This is a genomic window from Enterobacter sp. 342, assembly GCF_036663495.1.
Taxonomy (GTDB): domain Bacteria; phylum Pseudomonadota; class Gammaproteobacteria; order Enterobacterales; family Enterobacteriaceae; genus Enterobacter.
The window spans coordinates 146219-161626 of record NZ_JAWUEI010000011.1; the positions used below are offsets into that span (position 1 = coordinate 146219).

The 15408-nt window shown below is 57.0% G+C and carries 7 protein-coding genes and 1 pseudogene; 4 read left to right on the top strand and 4 right to left on the bottom strand.

Annotation, left to right across the window (positions count from 1 at the left end):
• Window positions 1-74 precede the first annotated feature (74 nt).
• On the bottom strand, window positions 75-10196 hold the full coding sequence (locus tag V6E55_RS11670; RefSeq protein ID WP_316942866.1) for a BapA/Bap/LapF family large adhesin: 10122 nt from the start codon (window positions 10194-10196) through the stop codon (window positions 75-77).
• A gap of 752 nt (window positions 10197-10948) precedes the next feature.
• Here V6E55_RS11670 and V6E55_RS11675 point away from each other — a divergent pair.
• Genes V6E55_RS11675 through V6E55_RS11685 form a run of 3 tightly spaced genes read left to right on the top strand, consistent with a single transcriptional unit; the run spans window position 10949 to window position 12802 of the window.
• The gene (locus tag V6E55_RS11675) at window positions 10949-11476 is read left to right on the top strand and encodes a tetratricopeptide repeat protein (RefSeq protein ID WP_316942867.1); all 528 of its coding nucleotides are present in this window, start codon (window positions 10949-10951) and stop codon (window positions 11474-11476) included.
• Between the two features lie 7 nt (window positions 11477-11483).
• A complete protein-coding gene (locus V6E55_RS11680; RefSeq protein ID WP_129995136.1) occupies window positions 11484-12014 on the top strand; it encodes a sigma-70 family RNA polymerase sigma factor in 531 nt (176 codons plus the stop codon).
• Window positions 12011-12802, top strand: a complete 792-nt coding sequence (locus tag V6E55_RS11685; protein ID WP_316942868.1) for an anti-sigma factor family protein — start codon at window positions 12011-12013, stop codon at window positions 12800-12802. Before V6E55_RS11680 ends, V6E55_RS11685 begins: the two co-directional genes overlap by 4 nt.
• Here the strand turns inward: V6E55_RS11685 and V6E55_RS11690 are convergent.
• From V6E55_RS11690 to V6E55_RS11700, 3 genes are all read right to left on the bottom strand, one after another.
• On the bottom strand, window positions 12794-13351 hold the full coding sequence (locus V6E55_RS11690; RefSeq protein ID WP_316942870.1) for a YceI family protein: 558 nt from the start codon (window positions 13349-13351) through the stop codon (window positions 12794-12796). The genes V6E55_RS11685 and V6E55_RS11690 overlap by 9 nt on opposite strands.
• 61 nt (window positions 13352-13412) lie before the next feature.
• Window positions 13413-13763 carry a cupin domain-containing protein gene (locus V6E55_RS11695; RefSeq protein ID WP_316942871.1) on the bottom strand — a complete coding sequence of 117 codons (351 nt, stop codon included), beginning with the start codon at window positions 13761-13763 and terminating at the stop codon, window positions 13413-13415.
• A gap of 87 nt (window positions 13764-13850) precedes the next feature.
• The gene (locus V6E55_RS11700) at window positions 13851-14207 is read right to left on the bottom strand and encodes a hypothetical protein (protein ID WP_114978707.1); all 357 of its coding nucleotides are present in this window, start codon (window positions 14205-14207) and stop codon (window positions 13851-13853) included.
• A gap of 522 nt (window positions 14208-14729) precedes the next feature.
• On the opposite strand from V6E55_RS11700, the pseudogene V6E55_RS11705 reads away from it, so the two are divergent.
• A pseudogene (locus V6E55_RS11705) lies at window positions 14730-15110 on the top strand (phage polarity suppression protein); the annotation flags it as partial.
• Between the last annotated feature and the right edge of the window lie 298 nt (window positions 15111-15408).

The window sequence follows — 15408 nt, forward strand, 5'->3', positions numbered from 1 at the left end:
CCCTAATAAAATATGTACAGCTTTATTATTTATGCCCGGGCGCTGTGCGCCCGGGTCATCTCTTGCAGGTGCTATCAGGTAATGATGTGTTGCTGGTTAACAAGCTCGTCGTAGGTGGTCTGCACGTTATCAAGCGTAACGAGTGCAGTATTAGTGTAGGTGGACCCTGCACCATCACGGTCGATGGAGATCACGGTATTGCCATTACTATTAGTGACATGCAGATAATTCCCCAACGAGGCGGTATTGCCGTCCCAGCCCACGAGCAGATCGCCAATGTCGATCTTGTCTCCCTGCGCCAGCGAGAAGCCGGTCCAGTGATCGCCCGCGGTGCTGCTGACGTTGCCTGCCGTGGCATTGCCTGCCGTATTGTCCAGCACCTGATAAATCAGCGTATCGCCGTAGGCCGTACCGGTGATGGCGTCGTTATGTTCCGAGCTGATGAACTGCGGCGCCATATTGATGGTCAGTGTGGCGCTGTCCGTGTTGCCGTTGGCATCGGTCAGGGTGTAGTTGAAGGTCTCCTTCGAGGTCATGGTTGAGAGTGAGATCCCGCTGTTGAGGGTATAGGTGTAATGGCCGTCTGCGCCGATCGCCAGGGTGCCGTGATGACCGGTGATGTTCACCGTGGCGCTGCCGGTATACGGATCCAACGTGGTGGTCACGCCGTTGTAGCCGGTCACGCTCAGGCGGGTATCTACCGAGTGCAGCTGATCCAGCACGCCGCCGGAATCGGTACCGTCGAAGATATTGCCGTTGACGGTGTGGGTGCCGGTGACGTCGAAATCACTCAGCGAGTAGGTGGTGCCATTCACGCTTGGGGTAATGGTGATAGTCCCGACGCTGAGCCCCGGTACGCTGCCGGTATAGCTCAGCGTATAGGTTCCGGCGTTGAGATCCAGCCCGGTCAGTGGGACGTCAATATTGCCGCCCAGCAAAGAGCCACCGCTGAAGGAGCCGGTACGAATAGCGCCCGAGCTGTCACTGAGCGTCCAGTTTACCGTCAGCCCACCCAACGCCAACCCCGAATCGACATGGAAGTGCAGTGACGCGTTGTGCAGCGCGGTGTTCGGGTCTACCACAAAGGTCCCGCTACCCGTGCCCTGGGTTGACGAGAACAACGCTGTCGTCCAGCTGGCGGTGCCCACGGTAGTGTCGGAGTAGGTCGACGTGTGGTGCACCGAGGTGAGATCCATCACGGTGCTGACATCGTTGACCGCATCCATCGCCTGAGCGGTTGGGGTGATGTTAAGCGATGCCGTATCCTTCGAGCCGTCAAGCGCGGTCACAGTGTAGACGAAGGTATCTGGCGTGCTGATATGATCTGCGCCCACACCGGCTCTCAGGGTATAGGTATACTGGCCGGACGAATTAATGGTCAGCGTGCCGTATTCACCCTGAATGTCGGTTGTGCCGCTGCTGTTGACTGCCACGCCGTTCACTTCCGTGACCACCGTGCCTGCCGGCACAGGGTCATTCGCCAGCACATCGCCCGTGGTCGTTTCACTGATGCTCGCCACGCTGTAGACATGATCCTGCAGGACACTCAGCGTGTAGCCTGTCAGGACCGCGATCCCGGATGCGGTATTCAGCAGGAACAGATACTCCCCGGCGGGTAGATTCAGCGTCAACTGAGATGACGTCCCCCCCAGCAGCGGGGCGCGCAGCCAGCCTGGCTCAACGCGGACCTGCTCGAAGGTCTGGGTCGCGTTGTTGAACTTATAGACGTACAGATCAAACACCGACGCCAGGGCCACGCCACCCACGGAGGCCTGGATGGTCATGGTGCGGGTGGTACCTTCCTCGACGTTATAGATAATCGGGTTGGTCATATCGTCCAGCAGATTAAGTCCCAGCGTACTGCCAAGATTTACCCCCACCACGGTAAAACCACCCTGAGACGAAGTCCCGTTATTGATTTCACTCACGGTGGTGTCAAAGGTCAGCGAGGCCGTGTCGTCCACTGCCACAATACCGTTGACGACGGTACCGGCTCCCAGGGACAGCACCAGGTTCGCCGACGCGCTGACGCCGTTATAGGTGATGGTGTAGCTGAAGCTCTCCGTCCGGCCAATGACCGACGCGCTGGTGTCGGTCAGGTTGTAGGTGTAGCTGCCGTCGCGGTTGATGGTCAGCGTACCGTACTGGCCCTGAATCACCGTGCCGTCAGCCGTAACGTTGGTCGTGGTTCCCTGCGCGTTAGTGACGGCCGTGATCGTCGCCCCTGCCGGGGCATTGTCGCTGCCTGCGGTTGGGTCAACGTCGGTGATCACGTTCCCATTCAGGCTGGTGTCGCCCGTCACAGTACCCGGGCCGGTCTCTTTCACCGCCACATCCAGACTGGTGTAAGAGCCGGTTGCCAGCAGGTTGGTGTTATAGCTCAGGACACGATAGTCACCGTCAGCCAGCCCGGTCAGGTTCAGTGATACGCCGGTGGCCCCGAGGGTCAACAGATCGGCAAACTGCGGTTGTCCGGTGTCGACGACGGTGGTCCAGGTGCTGCCGTTCCAGTGTTGAACCACCAGCTCCAGGGTATTCAGTAGCGTAAGTACCGCACCTGTTGCATTAGCGTTCACCACGATATCTGCGCTGCCGCCACTGCCTACGGTGAAGTTCACCTGGGCGGTGTCATTCCCCAGTAATGTCAGGACGTTACCCACGGCGCCAACCAGCAGGAAGCCGTAATCGCTGTACTGACTGTTGGTGACGGTTGCGGTGGTGCTGAGGTTCAGCTCTTCGACGTTATTGCTGGCGGAGAGCGGCACCACCGGCGCAAGGGCTGAGCCCGGCAGTGAGGTGTTACCTGCGACGTCGGTGGCGGTGATCTGCAGCGTCTGGCCTTCGGTCTGTTTGTTAATGAAGGTGTAGCTGTACGTGCCGTTGCTGTCCGCAATGGCGGTCACTGTCGAGCCGTCTGCAAGGCGGATAGCGACGGTGCTGCCAGCTTCCGCATTCCCGGTCAGGACGCTACCGTCGGCGTTAAAGGTCCCTGTCGGTGCCGTTGGGGCGGTTGTATCGACGATAATTGTCGTCACAGCTGAAGCCACGCTGGTGTTGCCCGCCGCATCGGTAGCTGTGGCGGTCAAGTTATGCGTGCCTTGCGCCAGCGTGGTAGTGGTTTGTAGCAGGGTCCAGTTGCCACTGGCATCGGCGGTTACTGTGCCTACCAGGGTGATGCCATCGTAAATTCGAACCGTTGCATTCGCTTCGGCAGTCCCGGTCAGCGCTGGACGCGTGTCGTTGGTCGGATTCGTACCGGTCACCGGACCGGTAACGCTGCCGACATCATCAATCACTGAACTGATGACTGGCGCACCTGGCGCAGCGGTATCGACGTTAATCACATACCCGGCGGTTGGCGCGCTGGCGTTGCCCACCGCATCGGTGGCGGTAAAGGTCAGCGTGTGTGCACCGTTGCTCAGCGCAGGAGATGGCGTAAAGCTCCAGTTCCCACCGGTTGCGGTCACGCTGCCTATCTGTACGCCGTTATCAAAGATTTTCACCGTCGATCCGGCTTCTGCTGTACCGCTGAGTGTGGGTTGCGCGTCGTTGGTGATCCCACCGTTGGCGACTGGCGTCGCTGCATTGCCCACGTCATCCTGGATGCTGGTCAGCACCGGCAGCGCAGGCGGCGTGGTGTCAATTGTCAGGCTGAAACTTGTCGACGAGACGCTGGTGTTGCCAGCCGCATCCGTGGCCTGCGCGGTGAAGCTGTGCGGACCTGCTGTCAATGTGGTGGTGAGCAGGATGCTCCAGTTGCCGCTGGCATCCGCAGTGCCTGTTCCGACAAGTGTCGCGCCTTCAAAGATTTTCACGGTGGCAAACGGTTCGCTGGTTCCGACAAGCCGCGGTACGGTGTCGTCGGTGCTTTGCCCGGACGTGAGCGGGCCGGTGATTGTGCCCACGTCGTCTATCGCCTGGCTGATAACCGGCGCGTTTGGTGCCGCGGTATCAACGATCAGGGTAAAGTCCGGCGAGGTCGGGCTGATGTTGCCCGCCGCATCGGTGACGGTGGCGGTCCAGGTATGGCTTCCGTTGACCAGTGGCGTTGACGGCGTAAAGCTCCATGCGCCGGTACCGTCCGCCAGTGCGGTGCCGACTGGCTGCCCGTTTTCATAAATGGTCACCGTCGCGTTGGCGGTCGCGGTGCCGTTCAGCGTCGGCGTGGTGTCGTCTGTACTCTGCCCGGAAGAGAGCGGAGTTTGTATGCTGCCCACGTTGTCACCTGCGGTCGAAATAACCGGAGCCGATGGCACGGCCGTATCCACGGTCAGGTTAAACGGAGCCGTCGTGCTGCCAGTGTTGCCAGCCGTGTCGGTCGCGTTGAAGGTGATAGCATGTGGCCCATCGCTCAAATCGGTACCTGGGGTAAAGGTCCAGTTGCCCTGGGCATTCACCACCGCGGTACCAACTTCGTTGCCATCGACAATCACATGGATGGTGGAACCTACTTCGCCTGTGCCATTGAAGGTCGGACGTGCGTCGTTGGTGCTGTTGCCCGTCGCGAGCGTACCGGTGGCAGGACCGACATCGTCGATGACGCTGGTGACCACTGGTACACCGGGGCCTGAAGTATCCACAGTAAAGGCGAAGACCGACGAGTTAGCCGAGGCGTTGCCTGCCACATCCGTTGCATAAGCGCGAAGGGAGTAGCTGCCATCACCCAGCGGCGTACTCGGGGTAAAGGACCAGTTCCCGCTTCCATCAACGGTAGCCAGGCCAATCTGCGTACCGTTATTCATGATGTGGATGGTGCTGCCCACCTGTCCGGTACCGCTAATCGTCGGCGTGTTGTCGTTGGTGACCTGCCCACTGGTAAGGTTGCCCGTGACACCGCCCGGGACGTTGTCATTCACATTATCCAGTGTCGGAACCGTCGGTGCTGTCAGGTCAACCATCACGCTCCAGGGGGCAGAGACTGCGCTGACGTTGCCCTGCGGATCGGTCGCCTGGACGGTGAAGCTGTGCGAGCCTTCGGTGAGCGCGGTGTCAGGGGTAAACGTCCATGCGCCGGTACCGTCAGCCGTTACCACGGCAATCTGGGTGCCACCGTCGAAAATCGTCACCACGCTGTTTGCTTCTGCGGTGCCTGAAAGGGTTGGCGTGGCATCGTTGGTCGGATCGCCGCTGATCACTGTGGTGGCGGCGTTACCGACATTATCCGTGACGTTAGTGATGACCGGTGTGGTGGAAACAGTATCTACCACGACGGTGAACCCGGTCGATGGGCCGCTCTGATTCCCGGCCGGATCGGTCTCGCGGATGGTCAGGACGTTATTGCCCTCCGCCAGGGGCGACGTTGTGTAGCTCCAGGTTCCCGTATTGCCAACCACCACGCTGCCCAGCAGCGTTCCGTTGCTGTAGACAGAGATGGTGTCGCCTGCTGTACCCGTACCGGTGAGGGTGGGTTGGTTATCGTTAGTGGTCTGGCCGCTGGTCAGCGGACCCGTGCCGGGACCTATATCATCAAGCACCGAGCCAATGGTGGGGGTACCCGGCGCAGTGAGGTCGACGGTCACGGTGGCGGCCGGAGAGCGACCGCTGGTCAGGCCATTGAGGGTCGCGGTTACCTCAAAGGTATGCAGCCCTTCACCCAGCGCGGACGGCGTATAGCTCCAGTTGCCGCTGCCGTCGGCGGTGACCGTCGACACGGGCGTCACGCCACCGTCCAGGTAGATGGTAATCAGGCTGCCGGCTTCGGCCGTGCCGGTAAGCGTTGGCGTTGTATCGTTGGTGGTTTTATCTTTCACGTCGCCGGTGACAGGGGCAACGTCATCGTTGATCGCCGTAATGACCGGTATCTGAGGCAGATCGAGCGGTGAATCGGTGACGATAAACGTCGCGCCAGGGCTGCTGTTACCTGCGGCATCGGTGGTGGTTACGGTCAGCGTGGCGGGATCCAGTTGCGCGGGGCTCAGTGCAATAGAAAAGCTGCCATCGCCTGCGACAACGCCAGTACCAATGACCACACTACCGTCTTTCACAGTAATGATACTTCCTGCCTCACCGGTACCGGTCAGCGGTGTCCCTTCTGCTGCCAGGTTCATATTGATCGGATCTGGCGGCGCGACAGTATCCACAGTGACGCTGAGTGGCGCTGAACTTCCGGAGAGATTACCTGCCGGATCGCTGGATGAGACGGTGAAGGTATGTGGGCCGTCGGACAGCGTGCTCCCGGCGGTCCAGCTCCAGCTACCATCCGGTTGTAGGGTCACTGGAACCAGCGACGGAGTACCGTCGACGGAGACGATAACGGTGGTTCCCGGTTCGCTGGTCCCGGTGAGGGTCGGCGTTCCGTCATTGGTGTAGAGCACACTGCCTGAAAGAGAGCTGGGAGTGATGGCATCTATCTGCGGTATTTCAGGTGCAGTGGTATCCAGCGTGACGTCAAAGACCGGGCTAAGGGCGCTAACGTTACCTGCCGCGTCAACGCCCGCTACGGTGATATGCAGCGGACCGTCGTTTTGTGGTGGCAGAGTGAAGGACCATTCTCCGGTGCCGTTCACCGTCACGCGTCCCAACTCGACGCCGTTGTTGTAGACGATCACCGTCTCGCCGATTTCGCCAGTACCACCGACCGTCGGCGTCGAATCCGCGGTATAACCATCATCCAGTGCGCCGCCCACGGCACCTATCACCGGCGTAGCTGGTGCTACGGTATCCACAGTGATCGTTATCCCCGGCGATGAACCAGAGACGTTGCCCGCTTCGTCGGTAGCGGTAGCGGTATATTCGTGGTCCCCCTCAGCAATATTACTGCCAGGGCGCCAGCTCCAGTTGCCGTTGCTGTCTACCGTGGCGGTGCCGACGACCGACGCCGCGCCGCCATTTACGCTGTCATAAATGGTGATAACGTCGTTTGCCGTCCCGGTACCGCTCAGAACCGGACGGGGATCGTTGGTCGTTCCGCCATCGGCAACAGGTCCGGTTATTTGGGTGACGCTGTCGGTAATGACCGGTGCCACAGGCGTAGCCGGCGCGTCGGTGTCAATGGTGATGGTGACCGGTTGGGATGGCGCGCTTTCATTGCCCGTACCGTCCATGTTGGTTACGGTCAGCGTAATGTCATAGGTGCCGTTAGGCAGCGGGCTGGCTGGCGTCCAGCTCCAGTTGCCGGAGCCGTCCACAACAACATCATCGAGTTTGACGCCGCCGTTGTAGATGGTCACGGTATCGCCCGGATTACCGGTACCGCTCAGGGTTGGCGTGGTGTCGCGAGTGGTTTCGCCCGGGTTCAGCGGCGTTTGTATTGCACCGCCGTCAGGGTTGACGGTGATCGCCGGGGTATCTGGCGTGGCAGGTGCCACGGTATCTACCGTCAGTACAAATGGGCTGGAGACGGTGGTATTGCCCGCGGCATCCATGGCATGCACCGTTAGCGAATGCGGGCCGTCGGTGAGCGGGGTAACGGGGGTAAAACTCCAGCCGCCATTGCCGTCGAGGATGGCGGTGCCGAGCAGGGTTGTGCCGTCATAGACGGTGATCACTGCATCAGCAGGGGCGGAGCCCTGAAGCAGCGGTTGGGTGTCATCTGTGGTATCACCGCTGCTGAGTGGGCCCTGAACGCCGCCGACATCATCGAGCACGCTGGCGATGGTCGCTGCCAGTGGTGGGGTGGTATCAACAGTAAAGGTGAAACCGCCTGAGGCGAGACTGGTGTTACCCGCCGCGTCGGTGGCGACGACGGTAAAGGTATGGGGGCCGCTGACAAGAGGCGTAGTGAGGGTATAGCTCCACGCGCCGTTGCTGTCCGCCACTACCGTGTCAACATCTGTACCATCCAGACGGATGGTGACGGTTGAGCCCGGCTCTGCGGTACCGTTGAGCGTCGGCATTGTGTCGTTGGTGGTATCGTTGGGGGTGAGTGTACCGAGGCGCTCGGGCACATCATCTATCACCTGGGTAATAACCGGAGCAGCAGGCGCGACGCTGTCAATCGTGATACCCCAGGTGTTGGATACGCCACTGGTGTTACCTGCCGCGTCGGTCGAGACTGCGGTCAGGGTGTGCTGACCCTCACTAATGGGACTGGAAGGGGTAAAGATCCACGCCCCGCCGCCATCGGCGACGGTGGTACCCAGAGCAACCCCATCCACCCGGATAGTCACCGTAGCATTGGGTTCAGCAGTACCACTGAGCGTTGGGGTGGCGTCATTGGTCGTGGCATTTGGGCCGAGCGAGCCAGTAATTCCTCCGGGAACATCGTCCACGACTTGTGAAATCACCGGGGCGTCAGGTGCAGTCCCGTCGACGTTAATTGTCCACGCGGCTGAGATTCCGCTCTGGTTTCCGGCGGGATCCGTTGCCGTTGCCGTTAGCACATACGTGCCATCGACCAGCGGTGAAGGTGGGGTGAAGCTCCACAGGCCGGATTGCGGAACAACCACCGTGCCGAGGATATCGCTGCCGTTAGAAATCGTGATGGTTGAGCCAGACTCGCCCGTACCGTTAATGGTTGGGGCCCGGTCATTGGTGAGCCCGCTCTGGCCTACAGGTCCGGTAGTGGCCTGCACGTCGTCAATCACCGATACGATGACCGGGGTCTGCGGCGGGGTAATGTCCGGTGCAGCCGCGGAGGTGGTTGGACTGGTGTTGCCTGCCGTGTCGGTGGCGTCAGCGGTCAGGACTTCACCGTTGAGCTTCGGTGGGTTCAGCGTCACGCTAAAGTTGCCCTGGCTATCGGCCACCACTGGAGTACCAACTATAGCATCGCCTTCACGAATGGTCACCGTGCTGCCCGGTTCCGCGGTGCCGCTGATGGTGGTGCCATCATTCGACACGACCACGTTTTCAGGAGCGAGTGGTGGTGTGGTGTCCACGGTGAAGTTAACTGGCTGCGAAATCGCGCTCTGGTTTCCGGCTGCATCGGTTTCACTGACAGTAATCGAGTGCGTCCCTTCCGGGAGCGGGCTATTGAGTGTGATGCTCCAGGTACCGTTGGGGAGCACCGTCGTTGTCCCAATCTCCACGCCGTTATCGTAGAGGGTGATCTTTCCACCGGGCTCGCCCGTTCCTGCCAGGAGCGGCTGCGTTGCATCGGTCAGCGTGCCCGAAGTGATAGTCCCTCTGACAGAGCCCGTGTCGTCGGTCAGCAGAATCGCGGTCGGTGTATTCGGAGGCGTCAAATCGACTGTGAGGGTGAAAACCGGTGAAGCGGGTCCGGTATTGCCGGCAGCGTCGGTTGCCCGCACGGTGATTTGGTGAGTACTTTCACTGAGGTTAACAGACGGGGTGAAGGTCCAGGTGCCGTTACTGGCGACAACTGCAGTACCAATGGCGATACTGCCGTCATAAATCGTTACGGTGGAGCCGGGTTCAGCGGTGCCAGTAAGCTGCGGGCGCTGATCGTTGGTGCTGCCGCCGTTACTGACTGCCCCCGTCTGCGGGTCAATATCGTCCGTTACGTTGGTGATTGCCGGGGCATCGGGGGCGGTAATATCTGGTGCTGTCGCATTTGTCCCCTGGCTGGTATTTCCTGCTGCATCCGTCGCTGTAGCAGTGACGTGCTCGCCGTTGGTTAGCGGTGTTCCGAGATTAACAGTAAACGAGCCGTCACTGCCGGTTTTACCTGTGCCAATCACATTGCCGTTAGTATCTTTCAGGGTGATTGTACTGCCTGGTTCTGCGGTACCGGTGACGGTTTTGCCGTCCGATGAAAACTGTAGACTGGAAGGCGCATTCGGCGGCGTCGTATCCGGGTCGGCAGGGTCTGTGGGCGTGGTGGGGTTAGTACCGCTGTTATTATCACCGTCACCATTACCACCGCCGCCGCCGCCACCACCGGTGCTTGCCACCGCCGCGATACCGCCCGCTGCGACAATGCCACCCAGTGCCCATGGCCAGATGGCGGCACCACCGGCATCACTTCCTGATGCGGCAAGCAACACGTCCGTAGAGGCAATCGATTCGTACGTGGCGGCTCCGGTAGGGTCTTCAATCCACCATAGTGCACCCTCACTGTCCTGAAGGACCAGCTGGCTCGCCCCTTGCTCATCGGTGACGTAGAAATTCTTAACGGTAATCACCTCGCCGGAGTGTAGCGTGATCATCAGATCGTTACCGCTGCGGGCGAAATCGGCGACATTGGCTCGCTCAACCTGAAGCTCAACAATAGAGGTGTGGTTCAGCGTAACCTGGGTGCCTTCCGTTGTGGTTTCAACGCCCGTAAGTTTCGATATAACAGAGATTTGGCTCATTTAGTGATGACTCCAGCTGAGTTGTCGTTAACGGCGAGCCATCTCTGTGAAGGGTAAAGCGCGCCCCCGGCGGAGTTACTGTTATTTAAACAGCGCTCACCGTATTTTTTTTCAGCGCGAACGATGCCCGCCAGAATACAGAGTGGCAACATCAGAACGAATCTATTTATTTAAGAAAATTATCAATAACGCGATTTTGTCTTTTATATAACCTTGTAATTAATAGAGGAATTAATCCGGGATAGTATAAAAATGATATAGTCAGAAAAATATGGATATGCAAATTAAGATTCTTTAAACATGAAGGGGAGAAGTTGTAGGGATATTGTTTTGTTAATTCTAACTATAAATTTAAATTCGCAACATGTTGTTTTTAATGTATTTTACTTTATTTTTAAATGGTATTTAAAAAGTATGTATGGTGTTGCTCAATAATTGGTAGGTGACTTTTTTAATCGTATTTAAAAGGTTGTTGTTTATGGTTTCTTAATGGTGATTTAAGTTATGGTAACATTTTTGATGTAGGATATATTATATTTGATGATATTTAAAAAATATTCTTTTATATGATTAAATTTCTGCTAATGAGAGAGGGTAATAGAATGAGGTGATCATTAAATGATCAGATCTATATTGGTACGGGATGCGTTATATGCATGATTTTGTTGCAGCAAAAATATCCTCAGGAGTATGAATAAAAAGCGCCACTCATGCGTTTACTGACGTCATCCTCTCTCATCCAGGAGTTTTTTATGAACACGACCTCTCTTCGTTTGATCCCGGTACTGATTTTTTCGCTGCTGTCTCCACTGGCGCTGGCAATGGGTGATAATAGTACCGAGAGCAAAACGCCTGACTGCCCATCAGGGCAGGTGTATGACAGTGCAACTCAGAAATGTGTGCCGGACAAGAGCAGCAGCCTGAGCGATCAGGACAAAACCAACTATGCATGCCATCTTGCTAAGAAAGGGGAGTATCAGGCGGCGCTGAATCTCCTTGATTCGCTGAAAAATGGCAATACGGCTGAAGCGTGGAACTATCGCGGGTATGCCACACGCAAACTGGGACGTACCGATGAGGGTATCGGCTATTACCAGCGCGCGCTGGCGATTGCCCCTGATTATGCCAAAGCCCGTGAATACCTGGGTGAGGCATGGATGGTCAAAGGACGGCCTGACCTCGCGAAAGAACAGTTGAAGGTAATAGCAGGCATATGTGGCCAGTCCTGCGAGGAGTACCGCGATCTGCAGGCTGCCATCAACGGACAGCCGGAATCCTGAGTTTCTCGTGGAGGGAAAACACATCGCTACCAGTGAGGTTCGTCAACAGTTAGCGGCACACCTGTCGCGTCTCTGGCGCTATGGGCTGGTGTTGTCGCGAAACAGGGATATCGCCGAAGAGCTGGTTCAGTCCACCTGCGTGCGTGCGCTCGAAAGGAGCAGCCAGTATACGCCCGGCACGCGCATCGACAGGTGGCTGTTTGCGATATTGCACTCCATCTGGATCTCTGAGCTTCGGGCACGACATGTCCGTCAGGGACAGGGGTTTGTCACCAGTGACGAACTTCTGGCACCAGACACCCGCGAGCAGGATGAAACACGCCTGCATTACCTGAAGGTGATGCAGCGCGTCAATGCGCTACCGGAAGCCCAGCGCAACACGGTTTTTTTGGTTTATGTCGAAGGTTTTACCTATCAGGAGGCAGCGGACACCCTGGCGGTGCCGATTGGCACTGTAATGAGCCGACTGGCGACAGCGCGGGCAACACTTGCGAGGTCCGCTGATGCAATGCCTCCGGTAAAGGAGAAGCGCTCTTGAATTCGCACCGTTTTACGCCGCCCTATAACGACGATGCTATCGTGGCATGGATAGATGGCGAGATGTGCCGTACAGACGCACAACAATTTGAAGAACAGATGAGAAGTGATGAACGCCTCTCCGGGCGAACCGCTGAGCTAATGAATAGCAACCAGGACTACCCCGGGGCGTTTGCTTCTCTACTGGATGACGCACCCCTTGAGAAGATGCAGGCGCGTCTGGCGGCACTTCCCGAACCACACTCTTCCTCTCCGGCGGGCGTAAGCAGACGCGCACTGATTGCAGCGTCGGTCAGTTTTTTGATGGTCGGTTCCGGGCTGGGGTATCTGCTGAGACCCGCTTCTGCCCCTGATGATGAAAACGCCCATATTCGTGACCTCGAAGCGCAATACATGTCTTTGTACAGCGTTGAAACACTGCTGGATATGGACAGCGCACTGCCTGTTCTGCAACGCGGCCTGGAACGGGCCGCACAGGATATCGGCATGAAATTGCAGATGTCGCAGCTTACTCTGCAGGGGGCAGAACTCAAAATGGTACGCATGCTGCGCTATGAAACCACTTCTATCGCGCAGATTGCCTGGATCAACGCCGACTACGGCCCGATGGCACTCTGTATCTCTCCTGTCGATGAGAAGACGACGGCTTCTCTTCAACAGGAGCAGCGGCACAGTATGAACCTGGTGTGGTGGCAGGATGCGGGCTATCAGTTTGTCCTGATAGGCCGAAACCCGCTGTCTCACTTGCAGAGTAACGCAGAACAGTTGCAACGCCTGATCTCAGGATGAGGGAATAGTGTTCGTCTGAATCGCAATAGCGATGGCAATACGATCGTCAACGACCAGGGCAAATTTATCCATCCCGTAGGATGCACGGGAAATCGCTGTGGTGGCATTCAGCGTGAGGGCTTGCGCATGCGGGTCTTCCACAACGGCTTCCAGAATCACTGGGCGGGCAATGTTTCGCACGGTCAGCGTGCCGAACACTCTGAATCGTCCTGCGCCCTGGGCGACCACGCGAGAGCTGACAAACTCAATCGTCGGGTAGCGTTCAGATTCAAAAAACATGTCGCTTTTCAGCTGCCAGGTGAGCAGCTTGTTTGAGGCCACCAGGGTTGCCACGGGAATAGTGACGTGAATATGGTCATCGACATCGTTATTCGGATTAAGCGTCACGGCACCCGTCACGCCACTGAATGTCGCCCAGGAGAGGATACCGCCGAAAGCACGCCAGGATAGCCGAATGGCGGTGTTGTTGGTGTCGATGATGTAGCTCTGCGGGACGGCTAACGCCCACGGGCAGACCAAAATAAGCAATATAAGCAGGCGTCGTAGCATCTCAGGATCTCTTTAGGGGGCGCTGGGAGTAAACGCGTCACACCAGGGATCTATTCGGCTTTTATGCGTCAGGATTTTTAATGATATCAACCGAGATTTCGACGGCGGTAACCTGGCCACGGTTTTCCAGCCAGTGAACCGTATTGTGATCCTCCGGCCAGCCGACACCGGGACCGTAATCGGTGGCGATCCCATTACGATGGTCGGTGATTGTTCCCTCCAGGATAAACACGGTACCGGGGCGATCGATATGATCATGCACCGGGCCAAAGACCGCGCCGGGAGCGAGTGTCACCCTGCGCATCCGAAGCTGTCGCCCGTCCATGCCTGCGATCTCCGGGCCCAGATCGACGATGGAGAGTAGTTCAATGGTGACGCCCTGGGTTTCTGGTGCGATTTCTTTGTGGCTCATGATGGTGCCCCCCTGTGACAAGTTTAGTCTTCAGGAAGCAAAGTAGGTGGGAATAAAAAAGGCCGCGTTTGCGGCCTTTCGAAGGGGTTATTCAGTGACTTTCTTTTCCAGCTCGCTGGCACCTTCTTTGGTTTTGTTCCAGCCTTTCTCAGCACCTTCTTTGGTGGCATCCCACCCTTTCTCGGTGCCTTCTTTGGCTTTATGCCAGGCTTTCTGGGAATCTTCGCTGACCTTGCTGCCAAAGCTTTCGCTTTTACCTTCTGCAGCATGTTTCTGTTTCAGCTTCAGCTCTTCACCTTTGTTCTGCTCTTCGTGCAGTTTTTGCTTCGCCTCGTTGGCGTTTGCGTTCGCCGCAGCGACGGTATCGTCAGTTGCATGTGTGGTCGCAGCAAATACTGGGGAAGCCAGCAGAACGGCAGATAATGCGATAATTGTTTTTTTCATAATATCCTCATTTAACGTTATCGGTTATGAGCGTGATTCAGCATGGCACAGACGAAGCGGGGTGGCTTTAGGAAAAAACTGTAATGAGATCAACGAGCCCTGACGCGGGGTATTTCGCATGAGGATTATCCAAAGGATAAAACACCTATTTCAGCGAGGGCGGCGAGGGTCAGGAGAATGAAGAGAATAACGGTTATGGGTCTGTACATAGTGGGGTTCCTTCCGGGTTGGGGTGGCTATTCCGTAGCGCTGGGTGATGCTTTTTAATTTTTCATAGGGGAAGGGAGGTGTCGTTGATGTTGGTCAATATGAGGGGCTAATTGGCCGGCCAGGTGGATAGCGTCATGTATTTTTTCAGCCCGATGTCTCGTTTCACGTCTTTCGGCACTGAATCAAAAGGTGATCTCCTCCGGGGACATAATCAGTATGTCGGGAGATCTCTAAAAGTGAATGGTACGTTTTGCAGGGATACTTACACTCGCACCGGCGGCCACCGTTAACCGTGCCGGTAGCGGCCACAGCCTGCAAACGCTGCGTGAGATTATCGACGTGAAAAAGTGGGAAATTAACCAGGCTGCCGGGCGTTATATCCGCTCGCATGAGGAGGTGCAGCGCATCAGCATCCGCGACCGATTAAATGATTTTATGCAGACGCACGGCGCAGAGCTGGCCTCTGCCCTTGCACAGTAGCAGATGAATTATTCTGGGTAACATTCTGCCGCTCAGCGTTGCGCCATGCAAAACTCGGTCGACTATCTGTGTGATGCACTGCAGGCCTGGCTGGCCACCGGTGAAACAATTAATTATTCGGCGCAGGATAATGAAATTTTAACGACCATCGGATTCAGGCCTGATGCGGTTTCGCGCGATGATAATCGTGAAAAATGCAGACCCGTGCAGTAGTCCTCTCAAAATCCCCGAAAATCTCGCCATTTTTACGTAAAAAAGCCATGTATGCATAAGGTGCATGGTTTTGCATGCGTTTTACCGACACTGGCTCCCCTGCCAGCGCCAGCACTGGCGCGCCCAGAGGCCGCTAATGCACCTGCATTAAAAGCGACCCCTTAAGCGGGCAGGCGTGGCGGGGAGAGCATTGCGCGCCAGATGTGATGTATGTTTTTAATGGCTTTGTTGAATAAATCAGATTTCGGGTAAGTCTCCCCCGTAGCGGGTTGTGTTTTCAGGCAATACGCACGCTTTC

Coding starts and splice junctions, on each gene's coding strand:
- V6E55_RS11695 (WP_316942871.1), bottom strand. CDS start 13,763: ATGAGCCACAAAGAAATCGCACCAGAAACCCAGGGCGTCACCATTGAA.
- V6E55_RS11670 (WP_316942866.1), bottom strand. CDS start 10,196: ATGAGCCAAATCTCTGTTATATCGAAACTTACGGGCGTTGAAACCACA.
- V6E55_RS11675 (WP_316942867.1), top strand. CDS start 10,949: ATGAACACGACCTCTCTTCGTTTGATCCCGGTACTGATTTTTTCGCTG.
- V6E55_RS11690 (WP_316942870.1), bottom strand. CDS start 13,351: ATGCTACGACGCCTGCTTATATTGCTTATTTTGGTCTGCCCGTGGGCG.
- V6E55_RS11700 (WP_114978707.1), bottom strand. CDS start 14,207: ATGAAAAAAACAATTATCGCATTATCTGCCGTTCTGCTGGCTTCCCCA.